The organism is Stenotrophomonas sp. YJH_SMC_123 (assembly GCF_059368215.1).
In genome coordinates, this window is sequence record NZ_JCAFRM010000006.1 from 49,840 (window position 1) to 68,799 (window position 18,960).

Sequence of the window (18,960 nt, forward strand, 5' to 3'; positions counted from 1 at the left end):
AAGGAGAATCAACGTGTACTTCAAGTCCCTGGACTACCCGGTCATTGTCATCGACAACGACTACGAGTCGCCGCGCATCGGTGGCATCCTGATCCGTGCGCTGGTGGAAGAGCTGCGCAGCAACGACCAGCGCGTGCTGTGCGGGCTGAACCTGGATGACGCCCGGGCCGGTGCCCGCACCTACGTGGCGGCCTCGGCGGTGCTGATCTCGATCGATGGCAGCGAAGAGGTGGATGGCGAGTTCCAGCGCCTGACCGCCTTCCTGCGCGAGCAGAGCGCGCGCCGTGCCAATCTGCCGGTGTTCCTGTACGGCGAGCGCCGCACCATCGAGAAGGTGCCGAGCAAGCTGCTCAAGTACATCCACGGTTTCATCTTCCTGTTCGAAGACACCAAGAGCTTCATCTCGCGGCAGGTGATGCGCGCGGCCGAAGACTACATGAAGAACCTGCTGCCGCCGTTCTTCAAGGCGCTGATCCATCATGCGGCCGAGTCGAACTATTCCTGGCATACGCCGGGCCATGCAGGCGGCGTGGCATTCACCAAGTCGCCGGTCGGCCGCGCATTCCATCAGTTCTATGGCGAGAACACCCTGCGCAGCGATCTGTCGATCTCGGTGCCGGAGCTGGGCTCGCTGCTCGATCACACCGGCCCGATCAAGGATGCCGAGAACGAGGCGGCACGCAACTTCGGTGCCGACCACACCTTCTTCGTCACCAATGGCACCTCCACCGCCAACAAGATCGTCTGGCATGGCACGGTGGCCCGCGGCGACGTGGTGTTCGTTGACCGCAACTGCCACAAGTCGCTGCTGCACGCGCTGATCATGACGGGTGCGGTGCCGGTGTACTTCACGCCCAGTCGCAACGCGCACGGGATCATCGGCCCGATCAGCCTGGACCAGTTCACGCCGGAGTCGCTGCAGCAGCGCATCGCCGCCAACCCGCTGGCCAGCCAGGCGTACAAGGCCGGTTCCAAGCCGCGCATCGCGGTGGTCACCAACTCGACCTACGACGGCCTGTGCTACAACGCCGAGAAGATCGCTGACGAGATCGGCAGCGCAGTCGATTTCCTGCATTTCGACGAAGCCTGGTACGCCTACGCCGCGTTCCACCCGTTCTACGAGAACCACTACGGCATGGCCAAGGGCAAGCCGCGTGAGCAGGATGCGATCATTTTCACCACGCATTCCACCCACAAGCTGCTGGCTGCGTTCTCGCAGGCGTCGATGATCCACGTCCGCAACTCGGCGCAACGCAACCTTGATGCCGAGCGCTTCAATGAGTCGTTCATGATGCACACCTCGACCAGCCCGCACTACGGGGTGATTGCCGCCTGTGACGTGGCCTCGAAGATGATGGAAGGCGATGCCGGGCGCTCGCTGGTGCAGGAAATGCATGACGAGGCAATTGCCTTCCGCCGCGCGATGCTGCACGTCCGCGATGATCTCGGTCGCGACGACTGGTGGTTCAGCGTGTGGCAGCCAACCCAGGTCGAGCGCAGCCTGGACAAGGGCGATACGCCGGCACCGCTGGTGGCCAAGCGCGAGGAGTGGTACCTGCGGCCGGACGCGCACTGGCACGGCTTCGAGAACCTGGTTGACGACTATGTGTTGATCGATCCGATCAAGGTGACCCTGCTGACCCCGGGCCTGGCAATGGACGGCAGCATGGGCAGGCTGGGCATCCCGGCGGCGGTGCTGAGCAAGTTCCTGTGGGGCCGCGGCATCACCGTGGAAAAGACCAACCTGTACTCGGTGCTGTTCCTGTTCTCGATGGGCATCACCAAGGGCAAGTGGAGCACCCTGGTCACCGAGCTGATGGCGTTCAAGGAACTGTACGACCGCAATGCGCCGCTGAGCCAGGCACTGCCGACGCTGGCCGCCGATTATCCGAATGCCTACGCCGGCTGGGGCCTGCGTGACCTGTGCGACGCGCTGCATGCGTTCAACCAGGAATTTGCCGTGGCCAAGGTGATGCGCGAGATGTACGTGGACCTGCCGACGCCGGTGATGACCCCGGCCGATGCCTACAACCACCTGGTCAAGGGCGAGATCGAGCGGGTCGACATCGAGCAGATCAGTGGCCGCATCGCGGCGACCATGCTGGTGCCGTACCCGCCGGGCATCCCGACCATCATGCCGGGCGAGCGCTTCGGCGACAGCGACGAGCCGATCATCCAGTCGCTGCGCATCGCCCGCGAGCAGAACGCCCGTTTCCCGGGCTTCGAATCGGACGTGCACGGGCTCATCATCGAGCAGGAGGGTGATGCGGTCTCGTACAAGGTGGAGGTGCTGAAGGCCTGACCCGTAACGGTCGGCTCATCGGCGAACGATGGATACCGCGCGCGAGCAACGCATCCTGACGTTCTCGATCGGGGTCACCCTTGCGGTGAGCGCGGTCGGCTTCGGCGGTGGCCTGCTGGTGGGATCGCAGGCCATCCTGTTCGACGGCGTGTACAGCCTGGTCGACGTCGCCCTGACCCTGGTGTCGTTGTCGGTGCTGCGGCTGGTGGCGCGGGAACAAAGCCCGCGCTTTCAGTACGGCTACTGGCACCTGGAGCCGATGGTCGAAGCGCTGGGTGGTGTGATCCTGTCGCTGGCCTGCGTGTATGCGCTGGCCAACGCGGTGATCGGCCTGACCACGGGCGGGCACGAAGTGAAATTCGGGCCCGCGCTGTGGTGGGCGGCGCTGCTGAGTGCCAGCAACCTGGCGATGGCGGCGTTCGTTGCGCAGCGGGCGCGGCATCTGCGCTCGGCGCTGTTATGGCTGGATGTGCGTGGCTGGCTGCTGGGCGGGTTGATGAGCCTGGCAGTGGTGCTGGCCTTCGTGTTGGCGCTGGTCCTGCACGGTGGTGAGTGGCACCATTGGGTGCCGTACCTGGATTCGATCGTGCTGGCATTGATCAGCCTGGCGATGCTGCCGGTGCCGGCGCGCAGCGCGTGGAAGGCCATGCGCGAAGTGCTGCAGGTGGCGCCGGATGATCTGGACCGGCGCGTGCAGCAGGTGATGCAGGCGTTCGTGGCCGAGCGTGGCTATGCCGGTTTCACCAGCCATGTGGCGAAGATGGGGCGGATGCGCTTCATCGAGATCCATGTATTGGCTGACCCGATCACGCCGCTGGGGTCGGTAGGCGAAGTCGATGCGATGCGCGATGAGATCGCGGTGCGGCTGGATGCGCGGGGCAGTACTTTCTGGTTGACCATCGATTTCACCGCAGACCCGGCGTGGACGTGAGCCGGGAACGGTAGAGCCGAGCCCATGCTCGGCTGCCATTCGCGCTGAGCAGCCGAGCGTGGGCTCGGCTCTACACGTGGGCACGATCGTTGCGCATGGCGGACCGGACTGTTGCAGCGGCTCGGTTTGACCTCAACTCTGGTTGAGGTCGCAGACTGCCTCGCATCCCCCACGAGGCATGCGGCATGAACCTGTTGACCACCCCGGACCTCAGTCACGGCCTGCTGGAGCTGTTCAATCCTCCCGGCCTCTACGACCCTGCCGCCAATGGGTACTCACACGTGGCCGTGGTGCGGTTGCCGGCGCGGGTGATCCATATCGCCGGGCAGGGCGGTGAGGATGCCGATGGTCATCTCTCCCCCGGCTTCGGGGAACAGGTCGAGCAGGCACTGGACAACCTGCAGATCGCATTGCGTTCGGCGCAGGCCAGCCTGGCCGATGTCGCGCGGTTGCGCATCCTGGTGGTCGACCACGACGAGGACCGGCTGGGCATCATCGCCCGGCAGGTACGGCGGCGTTGGCCGAACGACGCAGCGCCGACCTGCACCCTGATTCCTGTGCCACGGCTGGCGCTGGACGGCATGCTGTTCGAGATCGAGGCGGAGGCCTACGCCGCCTAGCGCAGGTAGTACTCCACCGGCACCACCAGTTCCTGCGGTGCCTTCATTTCCATGGGAATGGGCGGCAGCGGCTGCGCGCGGCGGAACGTCTGCAGTGCGGCGTCGTCGAGCATCGGTTGGCCGCTGGACTGCTCCAGCCGCAGGGCCTGCAGGCGTCCCTCGCGATCGATGCTGGCCCTGACCCAGGCCGTTCCCTGCTGCCGGCGCGAGCGCGCGACGGCGGGGTAGTAGCGATAACGCTCCAGCCGCGCCATCAGGCGGGCTTCCCACTGGTCGCTGGCGGCGCCGGCCTGGAAGTCCGCCGGTGGTGCGTCGGGAGCGGGCGGCGCGGCCGTGATCGATGCCGGTGCGGGACTCGCATCGGTCACGGCCGCAGGCGGGGCGACCGGCAGGGCTTGCCGGCCAGGGCCACCGAGCTCGCTGGCGGCCACCTCGCCCTCGCGTGCGGCGGTGGGCTTTGGCGGAGGGGGCGACTTCGCCGGTTGCGACGCGCGCGCCTGCTGCGCCTGGCTGGGGGTGTCGGCCTGGCGCTCTTCGACCGGCTGGGGAGGCGTAGCCGGTGCCAGCAGGCGCAGGCTGATGCGCACATCCTGTTCACGCGGCGGCAGCAACGGTGGCGCGGCCATCCAGTGCACCAACAGCAGCAAGGGCAACAGGTGCAGGCCGATGCTGATGGCAATCGCCTGCCAGTGTTGGCCGCGTTCACTCATCGCCCGGCACCCACAGCAGATCGGCGTCGGCCGCATCGACGCCTTCGTCGGGTGACGCAAGCGCGATCACCAGTGCCGGTACCTCCGGTGGCAGGTAGCCCGGCACGCCGGTGCCGCGCAGTACATGCCAGCGGCCGGCTACCAGCAGCGCGGGTGCAGGGGCTGCGGTCAGTGCCTGTGCCATGCGGGTGTCGCGGGCCTGTTGCACGGCCAGCATCCCTTCCAGCATCGGTGCGGCGTCTGCGTGCTGGGCCAGCACCACGGCCGACAGGCGTTGCCGGGCGGTGGGCATCGGAAACCGCACCGACGTGTTGGAGGCAAGCAACGCATCGACCTCGGCACGCGACAGGTTGCCGCCGAACAGGGGGATGCCGGCGGCGGTGGCGTCCTGTACCAGCCCGCCATAGGTGGCCCACGGCCAGCGTGCATCCCAGCCCAGCAGCGCCTGCAGGCGCGCACCATCGGCATGGTTGCCCTTGGCCAGCCAGCGCTGCACCCGCTGCAGGCGCGGTTGGCGTTCACTGGCGATCATCTCCATCACCAGCGCGCCTTGTGGACGCTGCCGTTGCAGCGCGTGCAGCAGCCAGCGCTGGGCGGCGTGGTCACCGGCCAGGTCGTGGCGTTCGCCCAGCAGCAGCCGCGGGGCGTTCGCTGCACGCTTCACGAACGCGGCTTCGTCCAGGCGCTGCCCGCTGGCCAGGTCGATCACCGTGCCGGGCATAGGCTGCGCGCTGGCGATTGCGGCCAGTGCGAGCAGGCACAGCGGCAGCCAGCGACGGCTAGAACGCCACATTGACGCCCATCGAGACGGTGCGGCCACGGCCGTTGCCGCGGTCCAGGATCGGGCTGAAGATGCTGTCGATCGAGGTATTGTTGTCATAGGCCTTGTTCTGCAGGTTTTCGATGTTCAGCCACAGCGTGGTGTTGGGCTGGGGCTTGAAGCTGGCGTAGAAGTCGAGCAGTACACCGGTACCGCCGGTCCTGCGGGTCTGGAAGAAGTCGTAGCCTTCTTCGGTGGGCCCGGAGTATTCGGCGCGCAGGCCGGCCTGCACGCGCTGCTGCCACCAGCGGCCGCCGACATCCAACGTCCAGAAGCGGTCGGGCAGGGCGGTGATGTCTTCCAGGTTGACGAATTCGATGGCAGGCGCACTGGTGCGCGAGCGGGTCCAGCTCAGCGTGGCGTGGTAGTGCGCGCTGGCGTAGTGCGCTTCCAGCTCGATACCGCGCATGCGCACCACGCCGGGGTGGTTCATCCAGCGCGTGGTGGTGCTGAAGTCGTCCACGTCCAGGGCATCGGTCCAGGCAGTGAGCTGCTGATCGCTGTCGATCGGTACCACGAAAGGCCCCACCTCCGGCGGGTGCACGATCAGCAGGTACTGCGGCTTGATGTAGTCGCGGATGCGGTTGTCGAAGCGGGTGACGCGCAGCTGCGCCAGGTCACCGTCGGTCAGCAGCGAGGAGGCGCTGAGGTTGGCGCCGAACTGCAGGTTGCGCGAGCGCTCACGGCGCAGGAACGGGTTGGCACCCACGCCGTCGGCATCGCTCATGCCTTCCAGCGGGATCTTCTCGAAGAACATCTCCTGCACCCGCGGCGGGCGGGAAGTACGCGAGGCTTCGGCGAACAGTTGCAGCCAGTCGGTGGCCTGCCACGATACCGCCAGGCTGGGGCTGAGTGCGCGCTGGGTACGGCGCACGTCGATGCCGCCGCCGTTGATCTCGGCGCACTGGCCAGGCACATCCGAGCACACCGGGACGTGGCCGCGGATGCCATAGCGATCCTGGCGCAGGCCTGCAGTCAGCGCGTAGATGTCGTACTGCAGTTCCAGCGTGCTGAACACGCTGTCCAGCTGGCTGCGGCCCTGGGGGTTGGCGCCGCGCAGGATGGGGGTGTCGGCCACGTAGACGTCCGACTGGTGCTTGATGCCGGTGTTCCAGCGTGCCTGCAGTGCACCGATATCGAAGCGGCTGGTGTTGTCGAGCGTCCAGCTGCTCAGGCTGCTGTGGGTGCGGCGGCCGATGTAGCTGGAATCCTCCACGGGTGGATAGAACAGCCGGGTCTTGTTGCCGGCGAAGGTCGCGCGCAGGTCGATCCACGGCGTGTAGGGCGTGTAGTGGTAGCTGGCGCGCTGGTTGCGTGCGGAAATCTGCCACGGGTAGTTGTGGTAGAAGTCGTTTTCGTAGCGCATGTGGCTCAGGTCCAGCCGATGCTGGTCACTGGGCTGCAGGCGTGCTTTCAACAGCCAGCTGCTGGGCTGCTGGCTGCCGGGGTCGGCATTGTTCTTCTGCCCGCGTGCCGTGGCGTACTCGCCGCTGCGACTGCTGCTGGCAGCGGCCAGCAGGCCGAACTGGCGGTCACCGCCGTCCTCGCTGTGGCGCCATGCGCCGGCGAAGGTGCGGCCGCTGCCATAGCCGTTGCTGCCATGGCGATAGCCCGCACGCAGGCCCCAGTCACGGCCTTCGCCGAGCAGGTCGTCGATGTCCAGCGTGCGGAAATTGGCACTGCCGGCCAGCGTGCCGGCACCATCACCACCGGCGACCGCACCGCGTTGCACGTCCACACCGGCCAGCAGGAAAGGGTCGACGTAGGCGAACGGACCGCCGGAGCCATGGCCCGCGTTGTTGCGGAAGGTCTGGGTGACACCATCGATCATGGTGTTGACCCGCCCGGCGCCGGTCATGCCGCGGATGTTGACCTGCAGGCCGGGCTGGCTGCGCGAGTGGAAACTGTGGGTGCCGGGCATCGAACGCAGCAGGCTGTTGCCGTCCTGGCGTTCGGCCATCGCCACGCGCTCGCTGCCGACGGCGGGCGCAAAGCCATCGCGGGCCGCCGGGACATACTGGCTGGCGCCTGCACCGGGAGAATGGCCGTGTGCGATATCGCCCTGTACGCGCAGCGGGCCGGTTCGACGGCTGCCATCGGAGGGGGCGGCCGGCGCCGGTTCCAGGGTGGCGCGGCGCGCGTCGATGAAACGGGGGCGCAGGCCGCTACCGGCCAGCAGGCGCGACAGGGCCTGCGCGTCGTCGAACCGTCCGCGTAGTGCCGGCGCCGTCTGGCCGCCTGGCAATGCCGCGCCGATCACCAGATCGACACCGGTCAGCCGGCTGTAGGCATCCAGCGCGCTGGCCAGCGGTTGCGCAGGAAGATCGAAGTGGCGGGAGGTGGCCTGCGCGTGTGCGCTGGCAGGTAACAACGGAAGCGGACTGGCGCAGGCCAGTGACAGGGCGAGGACAAGGGGACGGTGAAACAGCATCGGGAGCTCCAGGGGCTGACGCAGCGCGTCGTCATCCTGGGTAGACGCAGTGGCAGGGCCGATGTCAGGGTGCATCGCGATGTTCCCTGCGTGGCGGCAGCCACACCTGCACGCCCGCGCCCAGGCGCAGCACGCGTACATGCAGCTGCGTGGCCAGCTGGTCGCGGCTGCGCGCCGCGCCGTCTGCACTGCCGAGCAGGGTGACCGGCTGCTGGCGCAGGTGTGCGCCGATGATCCAGGTGTGGCCGCCATGCCAGCGATCCAGGCCCTGGGTGACCTCGGCCAAGGGCGTGGAGACCCAATGCAGGCGACGCTCGCGCCAGGCCAGGGCACTGTGGCTGGCGGCCAGGCCGATGATCGGTGCCTGTCCATCGAAGCGCAGCTGCTGCCCTTCGATGGCCTGCTCACTGCGGGTGCCGCTGTCCACACGGACGCGATGCTCGGTGACGGTGACCACGCTGTCGTTGTCGTGCACGGCAAGGTCGAAGGCCGTGCCGAGCGCGGTGACCATGCCGTGCGTCGTATGCACCTGGAACGGATGCTGCGCATCGGCGGCTACCTTGAACCAGGCTTGGCCGTGCTGCAGCTGCAGCTGGCGGCGCTGTGCATCGATGCGGACATGGATTTCGCTTCCGGGTGACAGCAGCACGTGCGAGCCGTCCGGCAGTACTTCTTCACGGATCTCGCCTGTCGCCGTGCGCATCACCTGCGCGGCCGGTGGTGCGGCCTGGCGGGTATACAGGCCCAAGGCGCAAAGCAGCAGCACGGCAGTGCTGGCGTCGCGCAGGTGCCGGCGCTGCCGCTTGCGCTGATGCCGCTGCAGGCTGGGCGTGGCATCACCGGCCTGCCAGAGCGCCTGCAGGTGCTGGTACTGCGCGGCGTGGCGGCAATCGGCGTAGTACCACTGGTTGAAGGCACGCTCGTCGCGACCGCCGTCGTGGCCGTCCAGCCACCAACGTGCGGCCTCGCGCGCGATCGCCTCCGGGCTCATGCGCCGGGTACCTGCTGCAGCGCCACCAGCGCACGCAGCAGATGGCCGTGCGCGGTCTGCCGGCTGATGCCGAGCCGGCGGCCGATCTCGGCCAGTGCCATCTGCTTTACCCGGGCCAGCAGGAATACCTGGCGCGAGCGCGGTGGCAGCGCGGCGATGATCGCGTCGAGATGGCGCAGCTGTTCGGCGTCCAGCAGGTGCTGCTCCGGCAGCGGTGCAGGATCGGCGAGGGCGTGCAGTTGGGCGTCATCCAGCGCTTCCTCACGACGGCGCTGGCGTTGCCGGTAGTGATCGGCGATCAGATTGTGGGCGACGCGGTACAGGTAGGCGCGGCCGTTGCGCAGCAGGCCGCTGGCGGCGACCTTGATGACACGCAGCCAGGTTTCCTGGACGACGTCATCGGCGTCGCTGCGTTGCGGGAGTTTACGGCGGACATGGGCGTGAAGCGGCCGGTAATGGGCCGCGCACAGCTGCGCGACATCCGTCGGTTCGACAGGCGTGGACACGGGGCGGGCGACAACTGGGAAAGGGAACAGCCCGCGGCGGCAAGGGCAGCGGCTGTACCTTACAGCAAAAGAGAATCATTTGCATCTATCGATGGGCGTGACACGCCTGCCCGGGACGGGAGATCAGCGCGGGCGATAATCGCAGTGGATCTGCAGGGCTTCGGTGGGGTTGTGATGCAGCTTGAAGCCGCAGCGCTGCAGGCTGCGCTTCACCCGCGCGACCGCTTCGGCATGGCGGGCGACGCGACGATCCTGCCAGCGTGGCGGGGTGAATACGCCCACGGGCAGCAGCCGTAGCCGCTTGCCGTGCAGTACCAGCGAGACATCGATATGACGGCCATCGATGTCGTGGCCGTTGGCGCCGAAGATGGCATCGACCTCATCATGGCGTTGCGGATAGCAGGCCCGGAACAACGCGATACCGAGCCAACGCACGCCACGACGGGAGCTGCCGAGCCGGCTGTGGCTGGGTTCGAAGCCGCGCGTGAGCAGCAGTCGCAGCCCGGCAGGCAGCATTGCCTGCGCATCGAGCAGGCGTTGCAGTACCTCTTCTTCCAGTTGGATATGGGTGGAGGGCCAGCGCGGGGCGACCAGCAGCCCGTGGTGGCTGCCGCGTTGCAGGGTCAGCATGCGTGAAGCTTCGCACGCGGGCGAACAGCCGTGGTAGTGCCGGCCGCTGGCCGGCCAGATTCGGGTGCCGGCCAGCGGCCGGCACTACCGTGACGATCGTCAGATGTCGCGGTACTGGATCTGCGAAGCCAGTACGCGCAGGCCGTCGGCATTGCTGGACAGGATGCGCTCTTCGCCGACACCTTTCTGCCGTTTCAGCTGGAAGCCCTGTTCGGCAGGCAGCTGCGCGGCGATGGTGTCCATGCGTTGCATGGCATCGGGGCCGCTGCAGTCGAAGTGGCCCCAGTGGGCGCCATCGCGGTGGATCTGCAATCGGTAGTTCATTGCGGTGTCTCCGGCAGCTCCTGCAGCCAATGGTCGAACATCGCGGTGGCCGCCGCTGCCAGCGGTGCACCGTAACGGCGTGCCTGGGCGCGAAGATCGTTCGGATCGATGCCGGCCTGCGCCAGCTCCAGGGTGTGGCCGATCAGCCAGCGTTCGAACTGGCGGGCATCCAGTTCCGGGTGGCATTGCAGGGCCAACGCATGGCTGCCCATGGCGAAGGCCTGGTGGCGGCAGGCCGGCGTGCTGGCCAGGCGACGTGCACCGGCCGGGAGTTCGAACGCCTCGCCATGCCAATGCAGTACCGGAATGCCCTGCAGGGCCTGCAGTGGCGAGCGTTGGCCGTCATCGGTGAGCAGCAGCGGCGCAAAGCCGATCTCCTTGCCGCCACTGGCGGCGACGTCGGCACCGAGTGCGCGCGCCATCAGCTGCGCGCCGAGGCAGATGCCCAGCGTGGGCCGTTGCTGCTGCAGCCGACGTTGCAACAACGCGATGCTGTCGTTGAGGAAGGGATAGCGATCAACATCGTTGACGCTGACCGGGCCGCCCAGCACGACCAGCAGGTCGGCGGTTTCGGCGGAGTCGAGCGCGTCGATACCGGCCTGCAGCACCTGCAGCTGCCAGCCCTGTGCCGACAGCAGTGGCTGCAGGGTGCCGAGGTCTTCAAAGGCGACGTGTTGCAGGACGACCGCGTGCTTCATGCGGAGGCTCCATTGCTGGGCCAGTAGAAACTGTCCGGGGTGGCGCGTGCGCCGAAGATGGCCTGCCCGACGCGGACCACGGTGGCACCTTCCTCGATCGCCACTTCGAAGTCTCCGGACATGCCCATCGACAACTGCGAAAGGTCGATGACGGGAGGTGCAGTGCGCTGCAGCTGGTCGCGCAGTTCGCGCAGGCGCACGAAGCAGGCACGCACGCGCTCGACCTCCGGGGTGAAGATGGCCAGCGTCATCAGGCCGCGCACGCGCAGGCGATCGAACGCTGGAAGCTGCTGCACAAAGGCCTCGACGGCAGCGGGTTCCAAGCCGTACTTGCTGGGTTCGGCGGAGGTGTTGACCTGCACGAACACATCCAGCGTGCGGTCTTCCAGCTGCAGGCGCTGCTGCAGTGCTTCGGCCACGCGCAGGCTGTCCAGCGCCTGGAACTCGCTGGCGAAGCGCGCCACGTAGCGCGCCTTGTTGGTCTGCAGATGCCCGATCACCGACCAGTGCACGCCAAGATCGGCCATCGTCTCGGCCTTGCGTTGCGCCTCCTGCACCTTGTTCTCGCCCAGCTCGCGGCAACCGGCGGCCACCGCCATGCGGATGCGGGCATCATCGACGGTCTTGCTGACCGGCAGCAGGCGCACGCTGGCCGGGTCACGGCCGACGCGGGCGCAGGCATCGGCGATGCGTTGGCGCACCGTGACCAGGTTGGCGGCGATCTGTTCAACGGACTGGGCGACGGGCCAGTCGGCAGCGGCAAGGGGCATGCGGGCACCTCCAATGCAGGGTGGCCAGGGTGGGATACACTGGCACAGGACAAGAGATATGTTGGCATAGGACAAAATGAAAATCACCGGGCACAGCGCCGAGTCGATCTTCGACAGCATCCGCGACGGCATCGGCAAGGGTCGCCTGTCGGCCGGTAGCGTGCTGCCGCCGGTGCGTGAACTGGCCGAGCAGCTGGGCGTGAACCGCAACACCGTGGCTGCTGCCTACAAGCGCCTGGATGCGGCGGGACTGGCCAGCACGGCGGGCCGCCGCGGCACGGTGGTGCGTGGCCTGCCGCCGCCGCTGGCGCGCGAGGGCAGCACCCCGGGGCTGGCGCTGCAGGACCTGGCCGGTGGCAACCCGGATCCGCGCCTGCTGCCGAACCTGCGCCTGACCCCGGCGGCGCCGCGGCTGTATGGCGTGGGTACGGTCGACACGAGGTTGCAGGTGCTGGCACGCGCCTCGCTGGATGCGGATTGCCCCGAGGGATATGCGCTGGAGCTGACCCATGGCGCCGTCGATGGCATCGAGCGCCTGCTGGCGGCGTGGCTGCTGCCGGGTGATCGCATCGCGGTGGAGGATCCATGCTTCCTCGGCAGCCTCAATGTGCTCAATGCGTCGGGACATGCGCCGTTGCCGGTGGCGGTGGATGCCCAGGGCATGCAGGTCGAATCGCTGCGGCAGGCGCTGGAGGCTGGTGCACGTGCGGTGCTGCTCACCCCCCGGGCGCACAATCCGACCGGGGCCAGCCTGGATGCGAAGCGGGCGCGGGCGTTGCGGCAGTTGCTGGCGGCGTACCCGCAGGTAGCAGTGCTGATCGACGATCACTATGCGCTGCTCTCGCAGCAGGCCTATCACTCGGTACTGCCGCTGGATGGGCGGCGCTGGGCGCTGCTGCGTTCGTTGTCCAAACCGCTCGGCCCGGACCTGCGGCTGGCCTGGCTGGCCTGCGATGAAGAAACCGCGATGCGGTTGCGGCTGCGATTGGCATCCGGTATCGGCTGGGTCAGTCACCTGCTGCAGGACGCGGCAACCTCGGTGCTGGCGTCGTCAACGCAGCGGGCGAAGATCGCCTCGGCAGGCGAGCGTTACCAGCAGCGCCTGCAGTCGCTGCAGGAACTGCTGCGCGCGCGTGGCGTGCCGACGCCGCTGCCGATGGAGGGATTGAACCTGTGGCTGCCGTTGCCGGGCGACAGCCATCCGCAGGTGCTGGCGCTGGCCGCGCGCGGATGGCATGTGCGCGCTGGCGAGGTGTTCGCGGTGGCGGCGCCGGCACATGGCCTGCGCATCACCTGCGCGGCGCTGGGCGCGGCGCAACTGCGGCCGCTGGCTGACGACCTGGCGGCGGTGTGCGGTCTGTAGCGTCGAGCGATGCTCGACGTTGCTTCGCCTTTGTAGAGCCGAGCCATGCTCGGCTGCTGTTGGTAGAAGCAGTCGAGCATGGCTCGACGCTACAGAAGCAGATCAGGGCGCGGCGTTGGCGCCCGGGCGTACGTAGTGGGACTGGCCGCTGTCATCGACGAACATCAGTTCCGGCTTGCCCTGCCATGAGGTGAGCATGGCGCCGGTGTTGTTCTGGTGCTTGACCATCAGGCTGGCACCACGGTCCGGGTTGGCCACCACCTTGAACACTTCCGTGGTGCCATTGGCATCGTCCAGGGTCAGCACGGCTTCACCGCCGCGATCACTGGTGCCATAGCCCCCGCGTTCGGAGCCATCCGGGCCGAGCAGGATCAGGCCGGACAGGGCGGTGGCGCGCGGCCCCTGGATACGGCCCCGGCTGAGGGGGTCGGGCACCGGCGCGCCTAGGATCACCCGGGGTTGGCCCGTGCCATCGTGGATGATCAGCCCGCGCGCTTCGATGATGCGCTGTGGCGATTGGCTGCGATGCAGGCTCCAGGCGGTCCAGCCGGAAACCAGCAGGGCGAGTGTGGAGACCACCAGCGTGGTCAGCAGCAGTGCGCGCGGCATCGTGTCGTCCTTCCTTGGATGCAGCGACGATAGCGGATGCGGGCGACCGATGGCCAGTTCATTGTGTGACGCTGTGTATCGTCAATGGAAATCGCGGCTGTGGCTGCGCAACCCCTGCAACAGTTCATCCAGGCAGTGCATGCGCTGCACGATGACATGCTGCACGCCATCGACGCGTTCCAGGCGGCCGTCGATCTGCATCAGCCGGGTATCGACCAGGACCCGGTGCTGGCGATCGGCCAGGTGCCGCCAGACCACGGCATTGACCATGCCGGTCTCGTCTTCAAGGGTGAGGAAGGTAACGCCACTGGCGGTCTGCGGGCGCTGGCGCATGCGGACCAGGCCGGCGATGCGCACGCGACGGCCATGGCCGTGGCCCGCAAGCTGCGCGGCATCCAGGCAGCCGCGGCTGCGCAGCTGCGTGCGCAGGAACGAGATCGGGTGGCGGCCGAGGGTGGTGCCGATGCTGCGGTAATCGGCCTGCATGTCCTCCCAGGCGCTGGGCAGGGGCAGCGGCACACGTGCTTCAGCGGTGGCGCGGGCCTGGTCGAACAGCGGCAGCCGGTTCTCCACGCCGGAGATATCCCAGCGTGCACGATGGCGATGGCCGCTGAGCCCGCGCAGCGCACCGGCATCGGCCAGCAGGCCCTGCTGGCGGCGATCCAGGGCGGTGCGCTGGCACAGGTCGCCCACATCGTCGAACGGGCGCCGTGCACGTTCGCGCATGATGGCCTGTACAGCCGCTTCATTGCAGCCGTCGACGAGGCGCAGGCCGAGCCGGATCGCGGCCGCGCCCCTGCTGAAATCCAGCGTGCAGTCCCAGTCGCTGTGGCGCACGTCCACGGGAAGCACGCGGATGCCATGCCGGCGCGCGTCCTGCAGCAGCTGGTCAGGACTGTAGAAACCCAGCGGCTGGCTGTTGATCAGGCTGGCAGTGAATGCGGCCGGGTGGTGGCATTTCAGCCAGCAGCTGTTATAGGTCAGCAGGGCGAAGCTGGCGGCGTGGCTTTCCGGGAAACCGTAATCACCGAACCCTTTGATCTGCTCGAACAGGTGCTCACCGTATTCGCGGCTGAAGCCGTTTTTCAACATGCCTGCCAGCAGTTTTTCACGATGCGGTTCCAAGCCGCCACGGCGTTTCCAGGCCGCCATCGAACGGCGCAGGGCATCGGCCTGGCCAGGCGTGTAACCGGCTGCTTCGACCGCCAGCTGCATCACCTGTTCCTGGAACAATGGCACGCCCAGCGTGCGTGCGAACACGCGTTCCAGCTGCGGTGGGTAGAGCGGGTTGTCCGGGTCGTTCAACGCGTCCGGTCCCTGTTCGCGCAGGATCCGGCGCCGCTCCAGATAGGGGTGCACCATGTCGCCCTGGATCGGGCCAGGGCGCACGATTGCCACCTCGATCACCAGGTCATAGAACGTGCGTGGCTGCATGCGCGGCAGCATCGCCATCTGTGCGCGCGATTCGATCTGGAACACGCCGATGGTGTCGGCGGCGCAGATCATGTCGAAGGTCTTTGCATCCTTGGGCGGGATCGCATCCATGCGTCCTTCATGCAGGCCATGCTGTTTCAGCATGGCCAGGCACTTGCGGATGGCGGTAAGCATGCCCAGCGCCAGGCAGTCGACCTTCATCAGGCCGGTGGCATCCAGATCGTCCTTGTCCCATTGGATGACGGTGCGGTCGGCCATCGCCGCGTTTTCCACCGGCACCAGGGTCGACAGGGGATGTTCGGAAATCACGAAACCGCCGGGGTGCTGCGACAGGTGGCGCGGGAAGTCGATCAGCTCGGCGGTCAGCGCCAGCAGGCGCCGCATCAAGGGCGTGTCCGGATCGAAACCGCGCTCGCGCAGGGTTTCCGGCAATGGGATGTTGCCGCCCCAGTGGTCCATCGCCGCGCCCAGTTCGTTGACCTGGTCCATTGGCAGGCCAAGTGCACGCGCCACGTCGCGGATCGCGCTGCGGCCACGGTAGCTGATTGCCACCGCGGTCAGTGCGGCGCGCTCGCGGCCATAGCGCTTGAACACGTACTGCAGCACTTCCTCGCGGCGCTCGTGCTCGAAATCGATGTCGATATCCGGTGGCTCGTCGCGCTCGGCGGAGATGAAGCGCTCGAACAGCAGGTTGCTGCGTGCCGGGTCGATCTCGGTCACGCCCAGCACGAAGCACACCGCGGAGTTGGCCGCCGAGCCGCGGCCCTGGCAGAGGATGTCCTGGCTGCGCGCGAAGCGCACGATGTCCTGCACGGTAAGGAAGTACGAGGCGTAGTTCTTCTGCTTGATCAACGCCAGTTCGTGTTCGATCTGCTCGCGTTGTTTCGGTTCGATGCCGCCTTTCCAGCGCCAGGGGATGCCACGCTCGACCAGCACGCGCAGCCAGCTGTCCGGGTCATGCCCCTCGGGCACCAGCTCGCGTGGGTAGGTGTACTGCAGCTGTTCCAGGGTGAAGTGGCAGCGCTCGGCGATGCGCAGGGTCTCGGCCAGCAATTCGGGCGGATACAGTTGGGCCAGCGCGGTGCGCGGACGCAGATGGCGCTCGCCGTTGGGGAACAGGCGCCAGCCAGCCTCGGCCACGCTGCAGCGGTGGCGGATCGCGGTCAGGGTGTCCTGCAGGGCGCGGCGGCGGCGCACGTGCATGTGCACGTCGCCACTGGCGACCAGCGGCAGGCGGTGGCGTTGGCCGAAGGCCTGCAGCTGCTGCAGGCGGCGTGCGTCGTCGTGTTCGTGGTGCAGCTCCACCGCCAACCACAGCCGATCATTGAAGCCGGCGCGCAGCAGTTCCAGGTCGGTGGCGGCCGGTTGCCGGTCCAGCCACAGGCACAGCAGGCCGTCGGGCAGGCCGAGCAGGTCCTCGCGCAGGCAGCGGTACTCGCCCTTGGCTGCGCGCCGCCGGCAGGTGGTGATCAACTGGCAGAGCCCGGCATAGGCGGCCTGGTCGGTGCACAGCAGGGCCAGCTTCGGGCCGTCCTCGACCTGGAATTCGGCGCCGACGATCAGCGCCACGCCATGCGCCTTCGCCGCCTGCCAGGCGCGCACGATGCCGGCCAGCGAGCATTCGTCGGTGATCGCCAGTGCCCGGTAACCCTGGCCAGCGGCGCGCGCGAACAGTTCTTCGGCGATCGAAGCACCGCGCTGGAAACTGAAGGCCGACAGGCAGTGCAGTTCGGCGTAGCCGGGCAGTTCGCTGTGCATGGCGGCTCAGCCGAACCAGCCGTGCAGCATCCACGGCGCATGCGGATCGTTGCGCTCACGGAAGGCCCAGCCGCGCTGGCCGTGTGCGGTTTCCACCACGTAGTAGTCGCGGCGTGCGTCGGCCTGGTCCCACCAGCCCGATTCGATCCGCTCCGGCCCGGCGACGATGCGCAGGCGCGGGTCACGCAACGGTTGTGGGGTGTCCAGCAACCAGCCGGGGCGCAGTGGCCAGTACGACGGGGGCTTGGCCGGTGGCTGGGTGCCACTGGCGCGTTCGGGGCGATGGTCGGCCTGCACCGCCAGCGGTTGCACGGCGTCATCACCCAGCCGCGCACGCAGGCGCTCGCGCAGCTGGTTCCAGGGCATCGCCTGCGCCGGCCGGGTATCGAACAGGTCGCGCGCGGCGGGCACGAACGGTGGCAGCTGCTCGGCCTGCAGGCGCAGTGCGCGGCTGCCGGCCGGCAGGGCGAACGCTTCCATGCGGTTGCGTGCGATCTCGAACAGCAGCGCAGGATCGCGTTCGGGGGCCAGCAGGCCGATGGTCAGCACGCTGGCCGGCAGCAGGTCGTGCTCGAAATGCAGGTCGAAGCGCTGCACGCCGCCATCGCGCGAACACAGGAAGGCGGCCAGGTCCAGCAGCAGGCGGCGCAGCGGGAACAGCAGGGCCTGGCTGGATTCGATCTCGTATTCGAATTCGATGCGCGCATCGAAACGGTCCGGTGGCTGGTAGTAGCGCAGCGGCGCGGTGGGCAGGCCGCGCAGTGCATCCAGCTGCTGCAGTACCTCCGGTGCGAAGCGCCGGGCCAGGCTGTCACGCGGCAGCTCGAGCACCGCACCCAGCGTGCGCAGGCCGGAACGGCCGAGCACGGTCACCGCGTCGCTGGGCAGGCCGCAGCGCGGCAAGGGTAGCTGCGCCAGTGCCGCTGGCAGCTGCTGCGCATCGATGCCGAGGCCGTCGTGGACGTTGGCCAGCACGCGCGCGGCATGCGCCGTGGGCGCCGCCACCAGGCGGTGGCGGAAACCGAGTTCATGCAGTTCGTTGCGCAGGCGCTTTTCGATCGTCAGCCAGTCACCGAACAGGGCACGGCTGGCGCCGATTTCCAGCACCAGTGCATGCGGGAAATCGAGGCTGACCTGCGAGCTGTAGGCGTAGGCCCAGCTGGCCAGCAGCTGCCGGGTGTGCTGTTCCGCGTCAGGGTCGTAGTCGTGCAGGTGCATGTCCTGCACCAGCACCTGCGCGGCCGACAGCAGCATGCCCGGGCGCAGCCCTGCTGCGCGCGCGGCCGGGCTGACCGCACGCAGCACGCGGCGCTGCGCTGGGCCCTGCAGCAGCACCAGTGGCCGCTGGGGGTCCGGCTGCAGGCGCAGCACGCTGTCCAGCGCCAGCTGCGGCAACAACAGGCAGGCCCAGTGCATGGCGCGGCCTCAGTGGGTGATGGCCAGTGGCAACGGCTGCGCGGGTGGCAGGCCGCCACGGCACTTCAGCACCCTTACCTGGCCGTGGTCGAGCTGCAGGCGCAGGCTGGCCGGGGAGGGGTTGCGCGCTGCCTGCGCCTCGCGGAACACGAAGCCCAGGCACTGGCCGCTGTCGGCGGCGACCTGCAGCCGGCGCAGGGCGCGATCGTCGGCCTGGTGCGGCCAGCACAGCACCGCCGCACAGGCGGCAGAGCGCAGGCATTGTTCGGCCGCCCACAGCGCCTGCTTCGGCGCAGCGTGGATGATCTGCAGCTGGGCCAGATCCAGCCCGGCCGCGGCCCAGGCCGGGGCATGCGGGCGATAGGGTGGGGCGACCAGCACGATCGGGCGGTCGCGCTGGCTCAGCCTGGCCAGCGCCGGCCAGACCAGGGCCAGTTCGCCAACGCCCGGCGCCGCCTGCAGCACCTCGCACAGCCCGCTGGCCGGCCAGCCGCCGCCGGGCAGGCGTGCGTCCAGCGCCGGGTGGCCGCTGGCCAGGTTGTCGCTGGCCGGCCCCTGGCGGGCCGGGCCGCGCCACAACTGGCGGCCGTCCAGCAGCCGGTCGAGGGCGACGACGGCGCCCATCAGCCGGTCCTCCAAGGGAGGCG

Annotated in this window: 17 protein-coding genes; 4 read left to right on the plus strand and 13 right to left on the minus strand. The window is 68.2% G+C overall.

Annotated elements, in window-relative coordinates; all coding sequences use genetic code 11:
* The first annotated feature begins 13 nt into the window (after window positions 1–13).
* From AC5P5W_RS14215 to AC5P5W_RS14225, 3 genes are all read left to right on the plus strand, one after another.
* Entirely contained in the window at window positions 14–2,302 is a 2,289-nt protein-coding gene (locus AC5P5W_RS14215) for an Orn/Lys/Arg family decarboxylase (protein WP_049440967.1), read from the plus strand.
* A gap of 28 nt (window positions 2,303–2,330) precedes the next feature.
* Entirely contained in the window at window positions 2,331–3,233 is a 903-nt protein-coding gene (locus tag AC5P5W_RS14220) for a cation diffusion facilitator family transporter (RefSeq protein WP_032957286.1), read from the plus strand.
* A gap of 185 nt (window positions 3,234–3,418) precedes the next feature.
* Entirely contained in the window at window positions 3,419–3,853 is a 435-nt protein-coding gene (locus AC5P5W_RS14225; protein WP_197574760.1) for a Rid family hydrolase, read from the plus strand.
* Here the strand turns inward: AC5P5W_RS14225 and AC5P5W_RS14230 are convergent.
* The 9 genes from AC5P5W_RS14230 to AC5P5W_RS14270 all read right to left on the minus strand — a co-directional run bounded on the left by AC5P5W_RS14230 (window position 3,850) and on the right by AC5P5W_RS14270 (window position 11,733).
* Window positions 3,850–4,563, minus strand: coding sequence for an energy transducer TonB family protein (locus tag AC5P5W_RS14230; protein WP_142234909.1), 714 nt, complete (start codon window positions 4,561–4,563; stop codon window positions 3,850–3,852). The genes AC5P5W_RS14225 and AC5P5W_RS14230 overlap by 4 nt on opposite strands.
* Window positions 4,556–5,356, minus strand: a complete 801-nt coding sequence (locus AC5P5W_RS14235; RefSeq protein WP_197574759.1) for a ChaN family lipoprotein — start codon at window positions 5,354–5,356, stop codon at window positions 4,556–4,558. Before AC5P5W_RS14235 ends, AC5P5W_RS14230 begins: the two co-directional genes overlap by 8 nt.
* Window positions 5,343–7,814: a TonB-dependent receptor domain-containing protein gene (locus tag AC5P5W_RS14240; protein WP_197574758.1), complete on the minus strand. Its 2,472-nt coding sequence runs from the start codon at window positions 7,812–7,814 to the stop codon at window positions 5,343–5,345. The genes AC5P5W_RS14235 and AC5P5W_RS14240 overlap by 14 nt, the downstream gene beginning before the upstream one ends.
* A gap of 64 nt (window positions 7,815–7,878) precedes the next feature.
* Complete coding sequence (locus tag AC5P5W_RS14245; RefSeq protein WP_197574757.1) at window positions 7,879–8,805, minus strand: FecR domain-containing protein; 927 nt, start codon at window positions 8,803–8,805, stop codon at window positions 7,879–7,881.
* Window positions 8,802–9,311: a sigma-70 family RNA polymerase sigma factor gene (locus tag AC5P5W_RS14250; RefSeq protein ID WP_197574756.1), complete on the minus strand. Its 510-nt coding sequence runs from the start codon at window positions 9,309–9,311 to the stop codon at window positions 8,802–8,804. Before AC5P5W_RS14250 ends, AC5P5W_RS14245 begins: the two co-directional genes overlap by 4 nt.
* A 123-nt stretch (window positions 9,312–9,434) precedes the next feature.
* Complete coding sequence (locus AC5P5W_RS14255; protein ID WP_075075604.1) at window positions 9,435–9,941, minus strand: hypothetical protein; 507 nt, start codon at window positions 9,939–9,941, stop codon at window positions 9,435–9,437.
* 99 nt (window positions 9,942–10,040) lie between these two features.
* Window positions 10,041–10,265, minus strand: coding sequence for a hypothetical protein (locus AC5P5W_RS14260; protein ID WP_014647516.1), 225 nt, complete (start codon window positions 10,263–10,265; stop codon window positions 10,041–10,043).
* Complete coding sequence (locus AC5P5W_RS14265; RefSeq protein WP_046431222.1) at window positions 10,262–10,963, minus strand: glutamine amidotransferase; 702 nt, start codon at window positions 10,961–10,963, stop codon at window positions 10,262–10,264. Before AC5P5W_RS14265 ends, AC5P5W_RS14260 begins: the two co-directional genes overlap by 4 nt.
* Window positions 10,960–11,733 (minus strand): YggS family pyridoxal phosphate-dependent enzyme, encoded by a 774-nt coding sequence (locus AC5P5W_RS14270; protein ID WP_041863572.1) that lies wholly within the window; start codon window positions 11,731–11,733, stop codon window positions 10,960–10,962. Before AC5P5W_RS14270 ends, AC5P5W_RS14265 begins: the two co-directional genes overlap by 4 nt.
* Before the next feature lie 76 nt (window positions 11,734–11,809).
* Between AC5P5W_RS14270 and ptsJ the strand changes: the two genes are divergently transcribed.
* Window positions 11,810–13,096 (plus strand): MocR-like B6 salvage transcription factor PtsJ, encoded by a 1,287-nt coding sequence (gene ptsJ, locus AC5P5W_RS14275; protein ID WP_197557588.1) that lies wholly within the window; start codon window positions 11,810–11,812, stop codon window positions 13,094–13,096.
* A gap of 102 nt (window positions 13,097–13,198) precedes the next feature.
* Here ptsJ and AC5P5W_RS14280 read toward each other — a convergent pair whose 3' ends face one another.
* From AC5P5W_RS14280 to imuA, 4 genes are all read right to left on the minus strand, one after another.
* Window positions 13,199–13,705 carry a hypothetical protein gene (locus AC5P5W_RS14280; RefSeq protein ID WP_049440952.1) on the minus strand — a complete coding sequence of 169 codons (507 nt, stop codon included), beginning with the start codon at window positions 13,703–13,705 and terminating at the stop codon, window positions 13,199–13,201.
* 81 nt (window positions 13,706–13,786) lie between these two features.
* Entirely contained in the window at window positions 13,787–16,897 is a 3,111-nt protein-coding gene (locus AC5P5W_RS14285) for an error-prone DNA polymerase (protein WP_032957267.1), read from the minus strand.
* A gap of 6 nt (window positions 16,898–16,903) precedes the next feature.
* Window positions 16,904–18,313, minus strand: a complete 1,410-nt coding sequence (locus AC5P5W_RS14290; RefSeq protein WP_046431214.1) for a Y-family DNA polymerase — start codon at window positions 18,311–18,313, stop codon at window positions 16,904–16,906.
* A gap of 9 nt (window positions 18,314–18,322) precedes the next feature.
* A complete protein-coding gene (gene imuA / locus AC5P5W_RS14295) occupies window positions 18,323–18,937 on the minus strand; it encodes a translesion DNA synthesis-associated protein ImuA (protein ID WP_197574929.1) in 615 nt (204 codons plus the stop codon).
* Between the last annotated feature and the right edge of the window lie 23 nt (window positions 18,938–18,960).